The 20,431-nt window shown below is 54.9% G+C and carries 14 protein-coding genes; 12 read left to right on the top strand and 2 right to left on the bottom strand.

Translation table 11 applies throughout. From position 1 onward, the window contains the following. The first annotated feature begins 75 nt into the window (after window positions 1–75). A complete protein-coding gene (gene pepB, locus BTJ39_RS19780) occupies window positions 76–1,362 on the top strand; it encodes an aminopeptidase PepB (RefSeq protein WP_078004482.1) in 1,287 nt (428 codons plus the stop codon). Window positions 1,363–1,411: 49 nt separating this feature from the next. Beyond that, window positions 1,412–2,182 (top strand): enhanced serine sensitivity protein SseB, encoded by a 771-nt coding sequence (sseB, locus tag BTJ39_RS19775; RefSeq protein ID WP_078004441.1) that lies wholly within the window; start codon window positions 1,412–1,414, stop codon window positions 2,180–2,182. A 131-nt stretch (window positions 2,183–2,313) separates the two neighbouring features. Here sseB and sseA read toward each other — a convergent pair whose 3' ends face one another. Together sseA and BTJ39_RS19765 are read right to left on the bottom strand one after the other, a co-directional pair. Beyond that, entirely contained in the window at window positions 2,314–3,210 is an 897-nt protein-coding gene (gene sseA / locus BTJ39_RS19770) for a 3-mercaptopyruvate sulfurtransferase (RefSeq protein ID WP_078004440.1), read from the bottom strand. A 240-nt stretch (window positions 3,211–3,450) separates the two neighbouring features. Beyond that, a complete protein-coding gene (locus BTJ39_RS19765) occupies window positions 3,451–4,476 on the bottom strand; it encodes an acyltransferase family protein (protein ID WP_176110384.1) in 1,026 nt (341 codons plus the stop codon). A gap of 461 nt (window positions 4,477–4,937) precedes the next feature. Between BTJ39_RS19765 and BTJ39_RS19760 the strand changes: the two genes are divergently transcribed. The 10 genes from BTJ39_RS19760 to bamB all read left to right on the top strand — a co-directional run bounded on the left by BTJ39_RS19760 (window position 4,938) and on the right by bamB (window position 20,408). Further along, a complete protein-coding gene (locus BTJ39_RS19760) occupies window positions 4,938–9,833 on the top strand; it encodes an alpha-2-macroglobulin family protein (protein WP_078004438.1) in 4,896 nt (1,631 codons plus the stop codon). 15 nt (window positions 9,834–9,848) lie between these two features. After that, a complete protein-coding gene (gene pbpC / locus BTJ39_RS19755; protein ID WP_078004481.1) occupies window positions 9,849–12,170 on the top strand; it encodes a peptidoglycan glycosyltransferase PbpC in 2,322 nt (773 codons plus the stop codon). Window positions 12,171–12,331: 161 nt separating this feature from the next. Further along, entirely contained in the window at window positions 12,332–12,763 is a 432-nt protein-coding gene (gene ndk / locus BTJ39_RS19750) for a nucleoside-diphosphate kinase (RefSeq protein WP_078004437.1), read from the top strand. A gap of 196 nt (window positions 12,764–12,959) precedes the next feature. After that, the gene (gene rlmN / locus BTJ39_RS19745) at window positions 12,960–14,126 is read left to right on the top strand and encodes a dual-specificity RNA methyltransferase RlmN (RefSeq protein WP_078004436.1); all 1,167 of its coding nucleotides are present in this window, start codon (window positions 12,960–12,962) and stop codon (window positions 14,124–14,126) included. 97 nt (window positions 14,127–14,223) lie between these two features. Beyond that, a complete protein-coding gene (gene pilW, locus BTJ39_RS19740; RefSeq protein ID WP_078004435.1) occupies window positions 14,224–14,958 on the top strand; it encodes a type IV pilus biogenesis/stability protein PilW in 735 nt (244 codons plus the stop codon). Continuing rightward, complete coding sequence (gene rodZ, locus BTJ39_RS19735; protein WP_078004434.1) at window positions 14,948–15,982, top strand: cytoskeleton protein RodZ; 1,035 nt, start codon at window positions 14,948–14,950, stop codon at window positions 15,980–15,982. The genes pilW and rodZ overlap by 11 nt, the downstream gene beginning before the upstream one ends. 36 nt (window positions 15,983–16,018) lie before the next feature. Continuing rightward, complete coding sequence (gene ispG / locus BTJ39_RS19730) at window positions 16,019–17,140, top strand: flavodoxin-dependent (E)-4-hydroxy-3-methylbut-2-enyl-diphosphate synthase (protein ID WP_078004433.1); 1,122 nt, start codon at window positions 16,019–16,021, stop codon at window positions 17,138–17,140. 96 nt (window positions 17,141–17,236) lie between these two features. Further along, on the top strand, window positions 17,237–18,514 hold the full coding sequence (gene hisS, locus BTJ39_RS19725) for a histidine--tRNA ligase (RefSeq protein WP_078004432.1): 1,278 nt from the start codon (window positions 17,237–17,239) through the stop codon (window positions 18,512–18,514). Window positions 18,515–18,553: 39 nt separating this feature from the next. Further along, window positions 18,554–19,174 carry a YfgM family protein gene (locus tag BTJ39_RS19720; protein WP_078004431.1) on the top strand — a complete coding sequence of 207 codons (621 nt, stop codon included), beginning with the start codon at window positions 18,554–18,556 and terminating at the stop codon, window positions 19,172–19,174. Between the two features lie 52 nt (window positions 19,175–19,226). Next, window positions 19,227–20,408 carry an outer membrane protein assembly factor BamB gene (gene bamB, locus BTJ39_RS19715; protein ID WP_078004430.1) on the top strand — a complete coding sequence of 394 codons (1,182 nt, stop codon included), beginning with the start codon at window positions 19,227–19,229 and terminating at the stop codon, window positions 20,406–20,408. Window positions 20,409–20,431 lie beyond the last annotated feature (23 nt).

Genomic DNA, 20,431 nt, shown 5'->3' with positions numbered 1-20,431 from the left:
GCGTCGATGGCTTACCGGAGCTTTAACCCGGTTAATCTCATCGACGCACTGCGCATAACAAATAAGGATACGGTGATGACCAGTCAAACGATGAACGTTCAACTCTCTGACCTGGCGGCTGATGAGCGCTGGGGTGAAAAGGCCGTGCTGAGCATTGGCGACCAAGGCGTGACTATTCATCTTGCTGCCGGAGAAGCGCTGGCGGTTATCCAGCGCGCGGCGCGCAAAATTGATGGTCAGGGACTCAAGCGGGTGACGTTAAGCGGCGAAGGCTGGGACCTCGAACGCTGCTGGGCCTTCTGGCAGGGCTATCGCGGTCCGAAAGGCGCACGCCACGTTGCATGGCCGACGCTGGTTGAGCAGCAGCGCCGCGAGCTGGATAACCGCCTGCAGATTATCGACTGGGTACGCGACATCATCAACGCGCCCGCAGAAGATCTTGCCCCTGAGCAGTTGGCCAGCCGCGCCGTCGATCTGCTCAGCGAACTGGGCGGCGACGCGATAAGCTATCGCATTACCAAGGGCGAGGATCTGCGCGAACAAGGCTACATGGGGATTCACACCGTTGGTCGCGCCTCAACCCGCGTGCCCGCGCTGCTGGCGTTGGATTACAACCCCAGCGGTGATGAAAACGCGCCGGTGTATGCCTGCCTGGTCGGTAAAGGCATCACCTTTGATACCGGCGGCTATAGCCTGAAACCCAGCAGCTCAATGGATTCTATGAAATCGGATATGGGCGGCGCGGCAACCCTGAGTGGCGCGTTGGCGCTGGCGATCAGCCGCGGTCTGCAAAAACGCGTCAAGCTGTATCTCTGCTGCGCTGATAATATGGTCAGCGGTAACGCTTTCCGTCTCGGCGATATTATTCGCTATCGTAATGGTAAAACCGTTGAGGTGATGAATACCGACGCGGAAGGGCGCCTGGTGCTGGCCGATGGCCTGATCGACGCCAGCGAGCAGCAGCCGACGCTGCTGGTTGACGCCGCAACGCTGACCGGTGCGGCCAAAACCGCGCTTGGCAATGACTATCATGCGCTGTTCAGCTTCGATGACGAATTAGTCGGGCGCCTGCTGGAATCGGCCGCCAGCGAGAATGAACTTTTCTGGCGTTTGCCGCTGGCTGAGTTCCATCGTAGCCATACGCCTTCAAGCTTTGCTGACCTGAATAATATTGCCAGCGGCGCACACACGGCGGGTGCCAGCACCGCGGCCGCGTTTCTGTCTCACTTCGTTACCCGCTACCAAAAAGGCTGGCTGCATATTGACTGCTCTGCGACCTACCGTAAATCGGCGGTGGATCAGTGGTCCGCAGGAGCAACCGGTCTCGGCGTACGCACCCTGGCTAATCTGCTGCTGAAATAGCTTATTCCGGCGCGGCGCTAAGCGCTGCGCCTTTGCTGAGTGATAACCCATGACATTGACAAACGATCGTCTGGAGGAAGTGCTTAAGCTGGCTGCGACTGAGCCCGCGCACCGTCCCGAATTTTTCCAGCTGCTGATGGAATCAAGCGTACTGGTGCCAGGTGAAAGCCAGCAGGCGTTTATCGACGCCGATTCGGCGGTCGATCTGCAGCACTGGAAAAAAGAAAGTGGTGAAAGCGTCATTCCGTTTTTTACCTCAGAAGCCGCAATGGCGCAGGCGGTCAGTGAAGAACAGCCTTATCTGATTATGCCGGTGCGTACGCTGTTTGAATTAACTCAGGGCGAAACGCTGTTTCTCAACCCGGAGCTGCCCGCCGGCAAAGAGTTTTCCGCCCGTGAAATCGCCAATCTGCTGGGCGAGGAGGGCAGCGCGCTGACGCAGCTTAGCGTGCTGGAAGGTAACAACAGCCTGCTGCTGTCTGAAGTGGCCGAACCGCCGGCGCAGATGGTGGATTCGCTGACGCAGCTGTTTGCTAAATATAAGCAGGTTCGCCGCGCTTTCGTCGCCTCGATTAAAGAAAGTCGCGAGGGACCGGCAAATTTACTGATTGGTATTGAAGCCGACCACGGGATTGAAGCGGTGATTAATGCCGCCGGTCAGGTCGCCTCGGATACCCTTAACGATGACGAACTGATCGACCTGTGTGAAGTGAAGGAGGGCGAGAATGGCATCAGCCATTTCTTTACCGCCCACATCACGCCGTTTTATGAACGCCGCTGGGGCAGCTTTCTGCGAGATATCAAGGTGAAGATGGTTTAAGCCTGATTAATGCGCTCCTGCGTGGTTAAGACCACGGTGCAAGCCGGACAGCGCGCTGACCGGCATGTGCAGATTGCCCGGCTGGCGCAGCGCCAGCCAGCCTTTAGGCGCGCGATTCTTTGGTCACAGCATCAGGATTGGTGTTGGACGTCAACGCCTGGCAGGTCGCTACGGGTGCCCCATTCACCCCATGAACCATCATACAAACTCAGGTTTTCTACTCCGAGCTGAGTCAATGCCAGTAAAACCACCGCTGCTGTTACGCCTGAACCGCAGCTGCTGATAACCGGTCGATCGAGGTTCACGCCATGTTCCCGGAAAATGCGACTAAGCGCCGCATCCGCCTTCAGCCTGCCATCTTCCACCAGTTCGTTCCAGGGAACGTTCAGCGCACCGGGAATATGCCCGCGATAGAGGCCTGCCCGCGGCTCATCCACTTCACCGCGATAGCGTTCAGCGCTGCGGGCATCGGTAATTTGCGCGCCGCCTTCATGGCTTATCAACAGCACGTCATTCAGGCTTTTGATGGCCGCTTTATCGCTGACGTTGGCCTCAAAATCACTTTGTTCAGGCGCAAAGGTACCTTGATCGATGGTTAACCCCGCCGCTTTCCACGCCGCCAGACCGCCGGCCAGAATAGAAACCTTCTCAGCACCGAAATAACGCAGCATCCACCAGGCGCGCGGCGCGGAGAATAAATTACCTTCATCGTAGATGATCAGATGCTTGTCGCCATGTACGCCGAGCTCGCGCATAGCGACGGCAAAAGCTTCTGGTCGCAGCATCATATGCGGATAAGGTGAGCTGTGGTCCGACAGCGATTCAATATTAAAAAAGACCGCCTGCGGCAGATGGCCTGCTCGATACTCCTCTTCTACATCGCGAACGTTCTCTTGTCCGACCGGTAGCATGCGCGCATCAATCACCTGCAGCGCGGGCTGATGATAATGCTCCTGTAGCCAGTCAATGGATACAAAAAGAGGGTCTGTTGATGATAATGTTTGTTCGAACTGGTTGCGCTCCGACATCGGAATGATTCCTCTTCAATGCCATCAGTTAACTTTTATGATGATGAGAAAAAACCATATACTATTTTGCAAAATCATGAAATGCGGCGCTGTCCCGATAACTGAGTGGGCAGAGCTGCTCTTTGAGCAAGGTAAGGAACATCAATGTTCGGCCTGATGTTTGACTTAATGGTTTTTAGCTCAGAAATAATATAACTCTCTGTGAAGAGAGTTATATATAAAAGATTGTTTTAGCCTGAATTAAGCGCCAATGATATAACGAGAGTTGTTTTTTGTGATTAGTTTTATAATGTTAATTGGTATTACGCAGCAAATAAGTATTAACGCGAAGAGGATTAATGAATAAAAAATTGCTATCGGGCCATTTTTAACCAGTATCAGAAAGTGAGCAAAACCATCAGTCATTGCAGTTTCGGTGAATTTTTCTAATAAGATGTAATGGATGAAATACATCGGGTAGCTGATGTCCGCTAATTTACTCAAAGTGCTTGCCAGCAGTGTCGGCAATTTTATCGTTTCAAAAAGATAAAATAAAATTAGAAAAAGAATGACTTTCTGGATGGAAAAAACAAAAGCACCTGAGTAATGGCTGGAAATTGTTGTTACGTTAATGTATGAGGAAATAATTAACGTAGCACCTTCAAAAAATAAGAATAATAACAGATTGTCGCCGATGATTTTTAGTACCTCTTTGTGGTACTGTCTGATTGCCATTCCAATAATATACACGGGAATGAAATGCAGTAAATTGGACGATAGTTCAAATAGTCCAGGTCTTGCGTAGATTACGATCCATATACAGCTCAGGAATGCAGGTGCTTTTAGATCTTTTTTTGATAGCCACAGAAAAAAAGGACAAAGAAAATAAATAACTGAGATTAACGGCATAAACCATAATGTTGGTAAATGTTCTCCGCTAATCATGTAATGTAATGCTTCCATGAGGATATTAATGAAGCTATTTTCTCTTACATTAAGTAACGTAGGGAATACGAGAAAGATAACTATTGAAATGAATATGTATGGCAGGATTATATTTTTTATTTTTCTACAGTAATATTCTTTCACGCTGGTCTTGCTAGCCAGGTGCTGGAATAAATATCCGGCAATAAGTATAAATATTGTTGTGAAGTTCCCGGTGATAGCATTAGCGGTTAAAAATGAATAACTACCATACAGATTGTTTCCCCCGATATTCACCAAACAGTGTTGGTAAACAATAAAAAGCACGGCGAGGCCGCGTAAGTAATGAATCGATTTTATCACTATAAATACCCTGTCTCTGACTTCAATCGTTAATATTTTTTATGAATGCTCACTTGCCACTATCTTATAGCTGATATAACTCGGATTTAAAACGATTTTTACTGAAATTTTTCATAAGCATCATCATGCCTTCTAATTCTAAAAAATATTATTTTTATTTCTTTGAGTTATAGATAATACCAATATGGTATAAAGCTAATTTAAGATTTTTAGCTTTAAATATCTATATTACTCATTAGGTTATGCATAATTATGCTTACTTTCGTATGTAAGGAGCAAAGTAAAGCACCAGTGATGACATCTGACTTGCTGCCCACAGTAGGTAACTTCTGAACGTCGGTTTAATAAGATAACCCTGACTTACCGAAAGCGTCACTATGTAAACAATATTGTTGTGAGATAAACTATAGCTATACATTCTTACATTTTGACATTAGTGGCTTGCTGGCCAGGGAGAAACGATGCATCGCTATTATTGGTTTATGCTACGGGGATTACTGCTGAGCTGTATGCTATCGGGTCCGGCGATATTCCCTGCCGTTGCTGCGTCTGACACCGCATCTCAGGCTGCCGCTGCGACGCTTAAGCCGCTAAGTATTATCGATCTCTCCGAATTACAGTTAGACGGCGCGGCAGCGCTGGTGTTGACATTTAATAGCTCGCTGGACGAAAAGCAGAACGTTAATCAGTTTGTGCATCTGATCGATGACAAAAGCGGCAAGGTAGATGGCAGCTGGGAGCTGGCAAACAATGGTAAAACGCTGCGCTTCCGTCATCCTGAGCCGTCGAGAAAGCTGACAGTCAGCGTAGATAGCGGTCTGAAAGCGGCAAATGGTGCCGTGCTGAGCGAACGCTTTAACCAGTCATTGACCACCCGGGAGATTCAGCCGATGGTTGGATTTGCCAGCCGCGGTTCTTTGCTGCCCACGCAAATTACTCAGGGGCTGCCGGTGCTGGCTCTGAACGTGGCGCGGGTGGATGTGGATTTTTTCCGCGTCAGAGGTCCGGCGCTGGCGGCCTTTCTTGCCCAGTGGAACTATGGCAACAATCTTTCCTATTGGGATTCGCGCGAACTGCTTAATAAAGCCGATCTGGTCTACAGCGGCCGGTTTGATCTTAACCCGGCGCGCAATACCCGTGAAAAGCTCCAGCTGCCGCTCGATGGTACAGACGCGCTAAAACAGCCTGGCGTGTATTTTGCGGTGATGAAGCAGGCCGGAACGTACAACTATTCCCAACCGGCCACGCTGTTTACCCGAAGTGATATCGGCCTGTCACTACACCGTTTTCCTGAGCGACTGGATATTTTTACCCAAAGCCTCGCCAGCGGTGAGCCGCTTTCCTCTGTGCGTTTACAATTGCTGGATGAAAAGGGTGGGGTGCTGGAAAATGGTGTTAGCGATGATAAAGGCCATCTGAGCCTGAAGGCGTCAAAGGCGGGGAAACTACTGCTGGCGACCAGTGGCGAACAAACCTCACTGCTGGATCTTAACCGTCCGGCGCTGGATCTGGCCGAATTTCCGGTTGCCGGACCGCAGGGATTCGACAAGCAGCTGTTTGTGTTTGGCCCGCGAGATCTTTACCGGCCCGGAGAAACGGTGATTGTAAACGCGCTGCTGCGTGATGCCGACGGCAAACCGCTGCCGACCCAGCCGCTGAAAGCTGAGGTGGTGCAACCCGATGGCGAAGTAACGCGCACCTTTGTCTGGCAACCTCAGGACGGCCTTTATCAGCAGCGCTTTGCCTTGCCTGCTGGCGCGATGAGCGGTGACTGGACGCTGCGCCTGAATACTGGCGATAACCAGCTACGCAGCTGGCGCTTCCACGTTGAAGACTTTATCCCGGAGCGGATGGCGCTGAGCCTGCAAACCAGTCAACAGCCGGGTAAGCCGGACGCCGAGGGCATCTTTAATATCGAAGGGCGCTATTTATATGGCGCTCCGGCTGCCGGCAATGCACTGAAAGGCCAGCTCTATCTGCGCCCGGCGCGGGATGCGGTTGCCGCCTTACCGGGCTATCAGTTTGGCGACATCAACGAAGAAGGGCAGAAACGTACGCTTGATGACGTGGATGTAAAGCTCGATGCGCAGGGGAAAGCCCGGCTGGCGGTAGAAAGCCAGTGGTCAGACATTCACTCGCCGCTTAATTTGATTTTGCAGGCCAGCCTGCTGGAGGCTGGAGGCCGGCCGGTGGTTCGTCGCGCAACGCAGTCTATCTGGCCCGCTGCGGTGCTGCCGGGCATTCGCCCGTTGTTTGCCAGTAAGGCGGTCTATGACTGGCGCAGTGATAGCTATCATGATGAACCCTCTGTGGAAGAAAACAGCATCGCTGATTTCGATATCGTTTATGCCAACAGTAAAGGTGACAAGCTGGCGGCGCACGGACTCAGCGTGCGCCTGATTCGCGAGCGCCGTGATTATTACTGGAGTTTTTCTGACAGCGAAGGCTGGCAGTCGCGCTTTGATCAGAAGGACTTGATCGAGGACGAGAGATCGCTGGATATTGCCGCCGGTCACAGTGAGAAAGTCAGCTTTCCGGTGGAGTGGGGCTCCTACCGGCTGGAGGTGAAAGCCGGCGAGAAAATTGTCAGCAGCCTGCGCTTTCAGGCTGGCTACAGCTGGCAGGACAATACCAATGGTACCGGTGCGTTGCGCCCGGATCAGGTGAAGCTGAAGCTGGATAAAGCCAGCTATCGGCCGGGCGATACGGCGAAAGTACGGGTTGAGGCCCCCGCCGCGGGTAAAGGTTACCTGCTGCTGGAATCCAGCAGCGGGCCTTTATGGTGGCAGCCGCTGACGGTTCCCGCCGGCGGCACCACCCTTGACATTCCGGTCAGCGCAGACTGGCAGCGTCATGATCTTTATCTCAGCGCTATCGTGATCCGGGAAGGGGAGCGCAAAAGCGGTGAAACGCCGAAGCGCGCGGTGGGATTACTGCATCTGCCGATGAGCAGCGAAGCCCGTCGTCTCTCTCTGAGCTTGCAGGCGCCGGAGAAAGTCAGGCCCGAACAGACTGTTAAGGTCAGGGTAAAGGTTCGTCGTGAAGGCGGTCCGCTGCCGCAGCACATTCAGGTCCTGCTGTCCGCAGTCGATAGCGGGGTGCGGAGTATTACCGATTATCAGACGCCCGATCCGTGGCAGGCGTTCTTTGGTCGTAAACGCTACAATGCCGATCAATATGATGTATATGGTCAGCTCATTGAAGGCGGTGGACGGCTGGCAACGCTACGCTTTGGCGGCGGCGGTGACCAGGACCCGCTGGCGCGCGGCGGCCTGAAGCCGGTCACCCACGTCAATATTGTTGCGCAGCAGCTACATCCCGTCACGCTCGATGAAAACGGTGAGGGAACCATAAACCTGCCACTGCCCGCTTTTAACGGCGAGCTGAGGTTGATGGCTCAGGGCTGGAGTGATGACGCCTTCGGCGCCGCTGAAGATAAAATGGTGGTGGCCGCGCCGCTGGTGACCGAGCTGGCGACGCCGCGTTTTCTTGCCGGCGGCGACCAAAGCAAACTTTCTTTTGAACTGACCAATCTTACCGAGCTGCCGCAGCAGCTGAAAGTGGATTTTGCCGCCAGCGGCATGGTCGCGCTGGACGGCGCTGCCAGCCAAAATGTGACCCTTGAGAAAGGCGCGCGCGCCACGCTGAAGGTTGCGGTTAAGGCGTTGAAAGGCTTCGGTGACGGCAAGGTATCGGCAACGGTTTCCGGCCTTAATCTGCCTGGCGAGTCGATCAGCGGTAGCCATCAGACGTGGCAGATTGGCGTACGCCCACCTTATCCGGCACAAACGCTGGGCTTTGATGCGGTGATTAAAGGGAGTCAGGCCTGGCAGATCCCGGCCGCCGCATTTCAGGGGCTTGAGAAAGAGACGCTCAGCGGCAAACTTTCGCTAAGCAACCGTCCGCCGCTTAATATTGCCCGCTATATCAGCGCGCTTTATGCCTATCCATACGGCTGCCTGGAACAGACCGCCAGCGGCCTGTGGCCTTCTCTGTTTACCAACCACGCGCAGCTGAAAGCGATGGGAATCAAAAGCAGCAGTGACGAAGCCCGCCGTGAGGCGATCGACACCGGCATAGCCCGCCTTGCTGGTATGCAGCGTCATAATGGTAGCTTTGGCTTATGGGGCAAGCAGAGTGAGGAAGAATTCTGGCTGACGCCCTACGTCACTGATTTCCTGCTTAGCGCCTCCGAGGCGGGGTACGCCATTCCTGATGGCGTGATAACCCAGGCCGACCGGCGTTTGCTGCGCTACCTGCAAGATCCCGGTGAAATTCAGCGGGGCTGGAGCAACGACGAAGCGGCTCTGCGCTTTAGCGTTCAGGCCTACGCCGGTCTGGTGCTGGCGCGTCAGCAGCAGGCGCCGCTAGGTGCACTGCGCGCGCTTTATGATAAGCGCAGTCAGGCGAAGTCGGGCCTGGCGCTGGCGCAGCTGGGCGTAGCACTGAAGCTGATGGGCGATGAACAACGCGCCCTGAACGCACTCATGCAGGGCGTTACCCTCACTCGCTCCGACGATCTCTGGCTGGGCGATTATGGCAGTCAGGTGCGCGACAAGGCGATGATAATCGCGCTGCTTTCGGCGCATAGCCTGCTGCCTGAGCAGCAAAATCAGCTGCTTATTTCTCTGTCGCAGGAGGTGCATAGCAAACGCTGGTTCTCTACTCAGGAAGATAATGCGCTGTTTTTGGCCGCCCGGACGTTGCAAAACCATCAGGGAGAGCGCTGGCAGGCGCGCCTTGCGGGCAGCGACACGCCGCTAAGCAGCACGCAGCAGCTGAACAAGGCACTGGACAGCAAACAGCTGCAGCAGGGCGTTACCATGAACAGTGAAAGTCAGGCGCCGCTGTACGCCAGGCTGGATGTGGTTGGCTACCCGGTTTCCGCGCCCAAACCGCAGAGCCAGGTGCTGAAAATAAAGCGGGAGTATTTCACTCTGAAAGGTGAGACGGCGGACCTGAGTAAGATTAAAAGCGGTGAGCTGCTGCTGGTTAAACTGTCAGTATCTGCCAGCAAACGCGTCAGCGATGCGCTGGTCGTCGATCTGCTGCCTGCTGGCTTTGAGCTGGAGAATCAGAATCTCGGCGAGAGCAGCGCCAGCCTGGAACTGGGGGCGGACAAGCTTAAAGAAAGCGTGATGGACATGCAGCAGGTGGAAATTAAACACCTTGAATTCCGCGACGACCGCTTTGTTGCCGCGCTGGCAGTCGACACCTACCGGCCAGCCACTTTGCTTTATCTGGTGCGTGCGGTGACGTCGGGTGATTACCATATGCCGCCGCCGCAGGTCGAGTCGATGTATGTCCCGGCGTGGCGGGCTACAGGCAGTACGCCGGCTGAATTGCATGTCCGCTGAGTGGGTGTCTGGCGGGTGAAAGGTCACAGACTTGTCCGGCACTGGCGCTGGCTACTGCCTTTTGTTATTGCACCGCTGCTGCTTTGGGGATTGGATCGCCTGTTCCCTTTGCCGTTACAGCAGGCAAAACCCGCGCGGATAGTGGTCACGGAAGATGGCACTCCGCTGTGGCGCTTTGCCGACGGTAATGGCGTCTGGCGCTATGCTGTGACGCCGGAGGAGGTGGCGCCAGCCTATATTCAGGCGCTGCTGGCCTATGAGGACCGCTGGTTCTGGTATCACCCTGGCATCAATCCTTTCGCCGTCGCGCGCGCCGCCTGGCAGGATATTACCCATAGCAGCGTGGTTTCTGGCGGCAGCACTCTGACCATGCAAGTGGCACGCCTAATCGATCCGCAGCCGCGCTCTCTGCAAGGCAAGTTAGTACAGGCCTGGCGCGCGCTGCAGCTGGAGTGGCATCTGTCAAAACGCGACATTCTGACGCTGTATCTGAATCGGGCGCCTTTCGGCGGTACGGTGGAGGGAATTGGCGCAGCCAGCTGGAGCTGGCTTGGTAAGCCACCTTCACAGCTGACCAAAGGCGAGGCGGCGATGCTGGCGGTAATGCCGCAGGCTCCCAGTCGTTTACGCCCGGACCGCTGGCCGAAGCGCGCGCAGGCCGCGCGCGATAAAGTTTTGCAGCGTCTGGCGATTATGCACGTCTGGCCCGCCAGTGAAATTGCGGATATCCGTCAGGAACCCGTGTGGTTTCCGCCAAAACAGGTGCCGCAAATGGCGCCGCTGCTGGCCCGACGTTTACTGACGCAAAGCCGCGCCAGTCGCATTGTCTCGACTATCGATCCTGCGTTGCAGCGCGAGCTGGAAAGCGTGGCAGAGAACCTGAAAAATCAGCTGCCAGCGCGTAATTCTCTGGCGATGATCGTCGTGGATCACACTAGCATGAAAGTCCGTGGTTACGTCGGTTCGGTTGATTTTGATGACGATAGCCGCTTTGGTCAGGTTGATATGATAAGCAGCGTTCGTTCTCCGGGATCGGTACTGAAACCCTTTGTGTACGGCATGGCGCTGGATGATGGCCTCATTCATGCCGAGTCGCTATTACAGGACGTGCCGCGCCGGTTTGGCGACTACCGGCCCGGTAATTTTGATACCGGCTTTCACGGGCCGGTTAGCGCCAGTGAAGCGCTGGTGCGCTCGCTAAATCTTCCTGCGGTGCAGCTGCTTGAAGCGCTGGGGCCGAAAAGCGTTGCTGCGCGCCTGCGCAATGTTGGCCTGAATTTACGCTTCCCGCCGGCGGCGGAGCCGAATTTGTCGCTAGTTTTAGGCGGCACCGGGTCACGGCTTGATGAAATCGTTGCGGCATACAGTGCATTTGCGCGTCAGGGTAACGCCGGCGGTTTGCGCTGGCTGAGCGGACAGCCGCTTCATCAGCGTCCGTTACTTTCAGCCGGCGCCGCCTGGATCATTCGACGCATCCTGGCCGGCGAGGCGCAGCCGGACGCGGCGGGGCAGGTACCCGCGGTGGTCCCGCTTGCAGTGAAGACCGGCACCAGCTATGGCTACCGTGATGCCTGGGCTATCGGCATTAATCCGCAATATATTATCGGGGTCTGGATTGGCCGCCCGGATGCCACGCCGGTTGCCGGTCAGTATGGTCAGGTTTCGGCGGTGCCGGTGCTCAATCAGATCAATGGCCTGTTGATGGGGCGTTTGCCGGTCACTGGCGCGCCGACCGACCCGCGTCCGGCTTCCGTTAGCGTAGCCAGCATTTGCTGGCCCGGCGGTCAGCCGCTGCCTGCCGGTGATGAAAACTGCCGCCAGCGTCGTACCAGCTGGGTTCTGGATCATACGCTGCCGCCCACGCTGCTGGCGCCGGGTCAGGAGCGGCTGTCAGGATTGCATTTACACTACTGGCAAAACGGCGCTGGTTTACGCGTCGCGGCTGACTGCCCCGGTGCGCAGGCTCGGGTGCGGTTGGTCTGGCCGCTGCCGCTGGAACCCTGGTTGATGCCGGGAGAGCGGCGCGCGCAGCGTCTTCCTGAAAGCGATGCCAGCTGTCCGCCGCTGACGCAAGGGGATGTCGCGCCGCTGATTATTACCGGCGTTATCGATCGGCAGGTGGTTCAGCCGCTGCCGGGGAAAACGACGTTAACTTTTCCGGTCAGCGCGCAGGGCGGTCAGGGGAGAGAACGCTGGTGGTTTCTTAACGGCCAGCCTCTGGCTGAGGATAATCTGAATCACACGCTGACCCTGACCCTGGACAAACCGGGTCAGTATCAGCTGGTGGTGATGGACGAAGCGGGGCAGCTAGCCTCGGTTAATTTCAGTCGTGGCTAGCGTAAGATAAATTTTTGCCTGGTATGTTGCGATAGCGATCATGCTTTTTCATTAAATGGTTGAAATTCCGATAGGCAGCCCGTGCTATCGCCCCCTATAATTTGCGCCGATTCTCAGGCCGGTGGAACCGGCATAATTTTGCAGTTAAGACAGAGGTCAATATGACAATCGAACGTACCTTTTCCATCGTTAAACCGAATGCGGTGGCAAAAAACGTAATTGGTTCCATTTTCAATCGTTTTGAAGCGGCGGGCTTCAAAATTATCGCCACTAAAATGCTGCATCTGAGCAAAGAGCAGGCCGAAGGTTTTTATGCTGAGCATAAAGGACGCCCGTTCTTTGATGGTCTGGTCGAGTTTATGACTTCCGGTCCGGTAGTGGTCTCGGTGCTGGAAGGGGAAAATGCCGTTCAGCGCCATCGCGATCTGATGGGCGCGACTAATCCGGACAACGCCCTGGCCGGTACGCTGCGCGCCGACTATGCCGACAGCTTTACCGAAAATGCCACTCACGGTTCGGATTCAACCGATTCCGCCGCCCGTGAAATCGCCTACTTTTTTGGCGAAGGCGAAATCTGCCCGCGTACCCGCTAAGGTTCTGGTGAAGACGAAGGCGTCTTACGGCTAAAGATTCGTCATCTTTACAATTTATTCACGCCGGCGTCTTTCACCCAGCGCTCTACGCTTGTACAATAATGCGCCCTCGATGAGCCCGGCGTGCTCATCGAGGGCGTTTCTTTTCACGCCATTACCAGAGCCATAACGTGTAATAACGAGGCCAGAGAATATTATGTCAGAACTGATTGTAACGCCTGCGTCCACCGCATCCGTCCTTCCCGAAACAAAAAGTAAAATCAACCTGTTAGACCTTAGTCGCCCGCAGATGCGTGAGTTTTTCACCGCGCTTGGCGAGAAGCCGTTTCGTGCCGATCAGGTAATGAAATGGATTTACCACTACTGCTGCGACGATTTTGATGAAATGACCGACATCAATAAGGTGCTGCGCGGCAAGTTGAAGGATCTTGCGGAGATCCGGGCGCCGGAAGTTGCGATGGAGCAACGCTCCTCTGACGGCACGATCAAATGGGCGCTGCAGGTTGGCGACCAGCAGGTAGAAACGGTTTACATTCCGGAAGATGACCGTGCGACGCTTTGCGTTTCTTCACAGGTAGGTTGTGCGCTGGAATGCAAATTCTGCTCAACTGCGCAGCAGGGGTTTAACCGCAATCTGCGCGTGGCGGAAATTATTGGTCAGGTCTGGCGCGCCGCTAAAATCATTGGTGCAGCGCGTATCACCGGCCAGCGTCCGATCACCAACGTAGTGATGATGGGCATGGGCGAGCCATTGTTGAATCTGACCAACGTGGTGCCGGCAATGGAAATTATGCTGGACGATTTTGGGTTTGGCCTTTCCAAGCGGCGGGTAACGCTCTCTACCTCCGGCGTAGTGCCGGCGTTGGATAAGCTGGGTGATATGATCGACGTCGCGCTGGCCATCTCCCTGCACGCGCCTAATGATCTTATTCGCGATGAAATTGTCCCGATTAATAAGAAGTACAATATTGAGACATTCCTTTCAGGCGTGCGGCGTTATCTGGAAAAATCCAACGCCAATCAGGGCCGGGTAACGGTTGAGTACGTTATGCTGGATCACGTTAACGACAGCACCGAGCAGGCTCATGAGCTGGCGGCGCTGTTGAAAGATACGCCTTGTAAAATCAATCTGATTCCCTGGAACCCCTTCCCGGGCGCGCCCTATGGCCGTAGTTCCAACAGTCGGGTGGATCGTTTTTCTAAAGTATTGATGGAATATGGATTTACCACTATTGTGCGTAAGACGCGCGGCGATGATATCGATGCGGCCTGCGGTCAGCTGGCGGGGGAAGTGATCGACCGTACTAAGCGTACGATACGCAAAAAGCTGGCCGGTGAAGCCATTTCTGTGAAAGCGCTCTGAAACTGCGCAACGATTAGCCTGCCTTCCAGCAAACAGCGTTTAACCTGATGGCGCTTTGCAGTAGCATTTATTGCGGCAATGCAATGCTGGAGGCGCAATGTGTAAAGGAATTACCGGGCTGATGATGTTCTGCGCGCTGCTGGCGGGTTGCCAGCAGCGCGAACAGCGACAGGCACTGGCGGAAACGCGGTTGCAGCTGGGACTGGCACTCATGGCGCGCCATTCGCTGTCTGCGGCCGCGCTCAATCTTGATGAGGCTGAGCGCTTGTCGCCGGACGATTATCGGATCCAGCTGGCCCAGGCGCGTTATCAGCAGCTGCGAGGGAATTCCCGTCTTGCGGGGATGCGCTATCGCAAGCTGCTGAAAATTGCAGCAGGCAACGGCTATGTGCTTAATAATTACGGTGCGTTTCTCTGCGGATTAGGGCAGTATGAGGCGGCACAACAGCAATTTAGCGCTGCTTTGCAAAGCCCGCAGCCGGGCGCCAGAGCAGACAGCTACGATAATGCAGGGTATTGTTATCTGAAAGCCCGACAAATAGCGCTTGCCCGCCAGGCATTTGCTAAAGCAGTAAAAGCGGACAGGAGTAAGGGGTCTCTGATGCTGGCCGAAGCCAGTCAGCGGTTTAGTCAGGGAGACGTCGAACAGAGCCGCCTTTTACTGGATATTTATCAGCGCCAGGCTCCGGCTACGGCTGAGAGTTTATGGCTACAGATTCGTTTCGCCGCGTCAGCAGGACGCAGCCGTGATGTTCAACGTTACGCTGCACAGCTGGCGCAAGGTTTTCCACAATCGTCACAGTACCAGCAATTTTTAGCTAATGAATACTGAAGCCACTCAAGATAACTCAGCAGCACAATCCACAGGCGAACGCCTGCGCACCGCCCGTGAAAGTATGGGGCTTACCCAGCAAAATGTTGCTGAGCGTCTGTGTCTCAAACTTTCGACGATTCGCGACATTGAAGAAGATAATTCGCCTGCCGATCTGGCATCGACTTTTGTGCGCGGCTATATCCGTTCCTACGCTCGTCTGGTGCACGTGCCGGAGGAGGAGCTGCTACCCATGCTGGCAAAGCAGGCTCCGGTCAGAGCGGCCAAAGTTGAACCGATGCAAAGTTTTTCATTGGGCAAACGGCGCAAGAAACGCGACGGCTGGCTGATGATTTTTACCTGGCTGGTGCTGTTTGTGGTCATCGGCCTGACGGGTGCCTGGTGGTGGCAGAACCACAAGGCCGCTCAGCAGGACCTGATCTCGCTTGGCCAGCAGAGTGACAGCGGCAGCAGCGATAACAATCAGTCGATCTCGTTATCCGACAGCAACGCCAGCGGTAGCGCCTCTGCGCCCGCGTCGACACAGAATAGCGCGACGGATAGCGCAGCGGGCAATGCGAATCCTGCGCCAATGCCGCCAACGGTTGCCGGTCAGCCGTCGGCCAACCAGGCGCAACCCGCAGCGAATCAGTCACAGACGCCTGCAGACGCCAGCGCTAACAGCGCCGCGCCTGCCGTCGTACCGCCGAGTCAGGCGGCGATTGATAACGGCGCTGCTGCCTCAAACGCGCCGCAAAACCCGCCAGCGAACGCGAGTGATGCGGCGATGCCCAACGATCCCAACGCCGTTGTCATGGATTTCACCAGCGATTGCTGGCTGGAAGTAACCGATGCGGCAGGCAAGAAACTGTTCAGCGGTATGCAGCGTAATGGTGGTAAACTCAGCCTCGCTGGCACGCCACCTTATCGTCTTAAAATTGGTGCCCCGGCTGCGGTAAAGATCCAGTTTGAAGGTAAACCGGTGGATCTAAGTCGTTTTATTCGTAGCAACCAGGTTGCTCGTCTGACGCTGGGAGCTCATTGAGTTCCCGGTTTTTACGAGTGATTGTGGAGAACTTCTATGCATAATGAAGCGCCCATTATTCGGCGTAAATCAACGCGCATTTACGTCGGCAAGGTGCCGGTTGGCGATGGCGCCCCCATCGCCGTTCAGTCGATGACCAATACCCGCACCACGGATGTGGACGCGACGGTAAACCAGATTAAATCCCTCGAACGCGTTGGTGTAGACATCGTCCGCGTGTCGGTTCCAACCATGGACGCTGCCGAAGCGTTCAAGCTTATCAAGCAGCGGGTCGACGTGCCGCTGGTCGCTGATATTCATTTCGATTATCGCATTGCGCTGAAAGTGGCTGAGTATGGCGTGGACTGCCTGCGCATTAATCCGGGCAACATCGGCAATAACGAGCGTATTCGTCAGGTAGTGGACTGCGCGCGCGATAAAAGTATCCCTATCCGTATTGGTGTAAACGCCGGTTCGCTGGAAAAAGATCTACAGGAAAAGTACGGTGAGCCGACGCCACAGGCGCTGCTTGAGTCCGCCATGCGTCATGTTGACCACCTTGACCGGCTTAACTTTAACCAGTTTAAAGTCAGCGTTAAGGCTTCTGACGTATTTCTGGCGGTTGAATCTTATCGCCTGTTAGCAAAACAGATTGAGCAGCCATTGCATCTTGGGATCACCGAGGCGGGCGGCGCCAGGGCTGGATCGGTAAAGTCGGCCATTGGTCTTGGTCTGCTGCTGTCCGAAGGGATTGGCGATACGCTACGTATTTCGCTGGCGGCAGATCCGGTTGAAGAAGTGAAAGTTGGCTTTGATATTCTTAAATCGCTGCGCATTCGCTCACGCGGTATCAACTTTATTGCCTGCCCGACCTGCTCCCGCCAGGAGTTTGACGTTATTGGCACGGTGAACGCGCTTGAGCAAAGGCTGGAAGATATCATCACGCCAATGGACATTTCCATCATCGGCTGTGTGGTGAATGGCCCCGGTGAGGCGCTGGTTTCAACGCTTGGCGTGACCGGCGGCAATAAGAAAAGCGGATTTTATGAGGATGGCGTACGTCAGCGCGATCGTCTTGATAATCAGGATATGATCGACCAGCTTGAAGCGCGCATCCGCGCGAAAGCGTCAATGCTTGATGAGAACCAGCGTATTAATATCCATCTGCTGGAAAAGTAAGTTAGCGCCACAGCGTATGCGCGTTCTGGCGTGAGGTAATATCAGCTGCGGGCCGAAGTGATTCGGCCTGTGTTATTAACAGGTGAGAAGAACTCAGTGGCAAAGAATATTCAGGCCATTCGTGGCATGAACGACTACCTCCCGGCGGACACCGCCCTATGGCAACGGATTGAAAGCACTCTGAAACAGGTGCTGGGTAGTTATGGCTACAGTGAAATCCGCGTCCCGATTGTTGAGCAGACGCCGCTTTTTAAGCGCGCTATCGGTGAAGTGACCGACGTGGTTGAAAAGGAAATGTATACCTTTGATGACCGCAATGGTGAGAGCCTGACCCTGCGTCCGGAGGGCACTGCGGGCTGCGTGCGCGCCGGCATCGAGCATGGCCTGCTGTACAATCAGGAACAGCGGTTATGGTACATCGGACCGATGTTCCGCTACGAACGTCCGCAAAAAGGACGCTATCGCCAGTTTCATCAGATCGGCGCTGAGGTATTTGGCCTGCAGGGGCCGGATATTGATGCTGAAATGATTATCATGACCGCCCGCTGGTGGAAAGCGCTGGGCATCGCCGACCATGTTTCGCTTGAGCTGAACTCTATCGGTTCGCTGCAGGCGCGCGCTGATTATCGTGATGCGCTGGTGGCCTTTCTTGAGCAGCATAAAGATAAGCTGGATGAAGACTGCAAGCGGCGTATGTATAGCAACCCGCTGCGGGTGCTGGATAGCAAAAACGATGTAGTTCAGGAACTGTTGAACAGCGCGCCAGCGCTGCATGACTATCTTGACGAAGCGTCGCGGGAGCATTTCAGCGGCCTTTGCGCTTTGCTTGAGGCGGCCGGCATCCGCTACCGGATCAACCAGCGTCTGGTGCGCGGGCTCGACTACTACAACCGTACCGTGTTTGAATGGGTGACCAACAGCCTTGGTTCGCAGGGCACCGTCTGCGGCGGCGGTCGCTATGACGGTCTGGTTGAACAGCTGGGTGGTCGCGCTACTCCTGGGGTTGGTTTTGCCATGGGACTTGAGCGTCTGGTACTTTTAGTTCAGGCGGTGAACCCGGATTTTGAACCGACACGCATTGTTGATGTCTATGTTATCGCTTCGGGGCAGGGCGTGCAGTCGGCAGCAATGGCTTTTGCCGAGCAGTTGCGCGACGCCAGCCCTACGCTAAAGCTTATGACTAACTTCGGCGGCGGTAACTTTAAGAAGCAGTTTGCCCGCGCAGACAAGTACGGCGCACGCATTGCGCTGGTGCTGGGTGAAGATGAAGTCGCTGCGCGTCAGGTGGTCATTAAAGATTTGCGTACCGGGGAGCAGCAAACCCTGGCACAGGATGAGGCCGCTGCGGCCATCGAAACATTGTTAGAAGCATAATGCCGCACTGGCTGAGCGAAAGCGAAAGGAGAGGGTTGCGTGGAAATTTATAGCAACGAGAACGAACAGGCTGATGCGCTGCGTCGGTTCTTTTCCCAGAATGGAAAGGCGCTGGTGGTGGGCGTCATTCTTGGGGTTGGCGCACTGGCTGGATGGCACTACTGGAACAGCCACGAAAGCAGTACCTCCCGCGAAACGTCAGCCGCCTGGCAGCAGGTGATTTCGGCGATGGACAACAGCAAACCGCAAACGCTGGAAGCCGCTGCGAAGTTCGCCGGCGATAACAGCAATACGTATGGTGCGCTGGCTTCGCTGGAGCTGGCCAAGCGCTATGTCGATCTTAACCAGCTGGATAAAGCCGCCGCGCAGTTAAAAACCGGTCTTAAAGACACCAGCGATGCGGAACTGCAGTCAGTGCTTAATCTACGCCTGGCGCGCATTCAGCTGCAGCAGAAACAGCCTGACGAAGCCCTGAAAACCCTTGAACAGATTAAAGGCGACGCCTGGGCTGCAATTGTTGCTGACGTTCGTGGCGAAGTCTTGCTGGAAAAAGGCGACGTTAAGGGCGCGCGCGAAGCCTGGCTGAAAGGTACTGAAGCCAACGGCGCCTCGGCGCTGAAAGAAATGCTGCAAATGAAAATGAATAATCTGCCGAGTTAAGGCCTGGCGGGATTGGTATAAAATTGGCCTTAACGGGCACACGAGGGACTTCATGGAATTGCGTAAGATACTTCTGCCGGGACTGATTTCAGTTACCTTACTCAGCGGATGTTCATGGTTCAGCGGTGAAGAGGACGTGGTGAAAATGTCGCCGCTGCCAAAGGTAGAAAATCAGTTCACCCCGGAAAAGCTGTGGAGTGAATCCGTCGGTGACGGCATTGGTGATTTCTACTCTAATCTGCATCCGGCATGGCAGGATAATTTTATCTATGCCGCCGATCGTTTCGGTGTGGTTAAAGCATTAAGCGCCGCTGATGGCAAAGAGCAGTGGCGAGTTGATCTTTCCGAGAAAACCGGTTTCTTCTCGAAAAACCATTCGGCCATGCTGTCTGGTGGCGTTACGGCTGCCGGATCGTTTCTGTATATCGGCAGCGAGCGCGGGGTGGTTTACGCCCTTAACTCCAGTGATGGCAGCGTAGCCTGGAAAACCCAGGCCGGGGGCGAAGTGCTTTCCCGCCCGGTTGTCAGCGATGGCCTTGTGCTGATTCATACCAGTAACGGCCTGCTGCAGGGACTGGATACCAGCAATGGCACCATCAAATGGACGGTAAACCTGGATGAGCCGCCGCTTTCTCTGCGCGGTGAGTCTGCTCCGGCAACGGCGTTTGGCGCGGCTATCGTCGGCGGCGATAACGGACGCGTCAGCGCGGTGATGCTCAACCAGGGCCAGATTATCTGGCAGCAACGTATTTCGCAGCCGAGCGGCGCCACTGAAATTGACCGTCTTGCTGACATCGATATGACGCCCGTGATCGTTAACGGCGTGGTTTATGCGCTGGCCTACAACGGCAACCTGACGGCGCTGGATCTGCGCTCAGGTCAGATTATGTGGAAACGTGAAATCGGCGGCATCCACGATATTATCGTTGAAGGCAATCGTATTTACCTGGTTGACCAAAACGATCGCGTTGACGCGCTCAGCACTGACGGTGGCGTGTCCCTGTGGCGCCAGAGTGAGTTGCTGCACCGCAACCTGACTTCACCCGTGTTGTTTGACGGTTATCTGGTGGTCGGCGATGCAGAAGGCTATCTGCACTGGATGAACACCGAAGACGGTCGCTTCGTCGCGCAGCAGAACGTCGACAGCTCAGGTTTCCAGACCGAGCCGGTGGTGGCTGGTGATAAGCTGGTTATTCAGTCAAAAGATGGCAAGGTTTACGTCTTTAAACGTTAAACCCTGAGCGGCTGTTATCCTTA

This window comes from Izhakiella australiensis (genome assembly GCF_002006995.1).
GTDB lineage: Bacteria > Pseudomonadota > Gammaproteobacteria > Enterobacterales > Enterobacteriaceae > Izhakiella > Izhakiella australiensis.
The sequence above is the reverse complement of the archived record's forward strand: the minus strand, read 5'-3'. Positions and strand labels throughout refer to the sequence as shown.